We start from the raw sequence: 1,154 nt of genomic DNA, 5'->3' as shown, positions 1-1,154 counted from the left end.
GGGTTTTGCCCCATTTTCACGGACGGATGGTTAAGCCTAAAGCATGCCGTTGACGCATTTCCAGCTGCCTTCTTTTTCTTGGGTTGTGGAATCGCTCGATATAGTCGAAGATATCTGTCCGTGCTTCAGCCCGGGTTCGATACTGTCGGCGATATATTCGCTCGCGCTTGAGCACGCCAAAGAAGCTTTCCGCTGCCGCATTGTCGGCACAGCTGCCTACCGCACTCATACTGCAAATCAGATCGTGTCCCTGCAGGAAGCGCTGGTATTCGTCACTGGTAAACTGACAGCCGCGATCCGAATGCAGGATGACCGTGGTTTTCGCCTCGCGTTGCCACAGCGCCATAAGTACGGCCTGTAGCACCAGTTGCCGATCCTGGCTATGGCTCATCGACCAGCCCACCACGATGCCCGAGTAAAGATCCACTACCACGCACAGATACAGCCAGCTTTCCTGAGTGCGCACATAGGTTATGTCCGCCACCCACCGGGTGTTGGGCTCACTGGCTGTAAAGTCGCGCTGCAGATGATTGTACACATTCCCTGGCCGCTGCCCGGAGACCTTCTTGCGCCAGCGTTTACGCTGGGGAATGCCTCGTAGCCCCTGCTGATGCATCAGCCGCGCTACGCGATGGCGACCGCACGGCTCGCCGCCATACCGCAACTCCTGCCAAATCCGAGGGCTGCCCATGACCCCATCGCTACCATCATGAATCTTCTTGATGCGCTCAAGCAAACGCCGGTTATCACGTGCCCGATGACTTAAAGGGCGATCGCGCCAGTCATAGTAACCGCTGGTTGATACATGCAGGCAACGACACATCAGGCGAATAGGGAAGGCATCGCGGCAACGTTCGATCATGCGATATCTCATTTCGACGCTTTCGCGAAGAACGCTGCCGCTTCTCTTAAAAAATCCCGTTCCTTCCTGACTTGAATTAGCTCTCTTTTGAGCGCAGCCATTTCCTCATCACGGGGCTTGCCCTGACCTTGAAAGGCTTGGGTACCAATTGCGCCCAGTTCCCGGCACCAACGGCTCAGCATGTTGGGATCAATCCCCAGATCACGTGCAATCTGACTTGCCGGCTGACTACTGGACCTAACTAGCTGTACCGCTTCCCGCTTGAACTCCGTAGCGTATTTTCTTCGTGTTG

General features: G+C 55.6%; 1 pseudogene. It reads right to left on the bottom strand.

The annotated features are described in order from the left end of the window. Positions 1–1,154: pseudogene (locus tag BMZ14_RS14565) on the bottom strand (IS3 family transposase); the annotation flags it as partial.

Origin of the sequence: Nitrosospira briensis (genome assembly GCF_900115125.1) — a bacterium.
Classification (GTDB): domain Bacteria; phylum Pseudomonadota; class Gammaproteobacteria; order Burkholderiales; family Nitrosomonadaceae; genus Nitrosospira; species Nitrosospira briensis_A.
The sequence above is the reverse complement of the archived record's forward strand: the minus strand, read 5'-3'. Positions and strand labels throughout refer to the sequence as shown.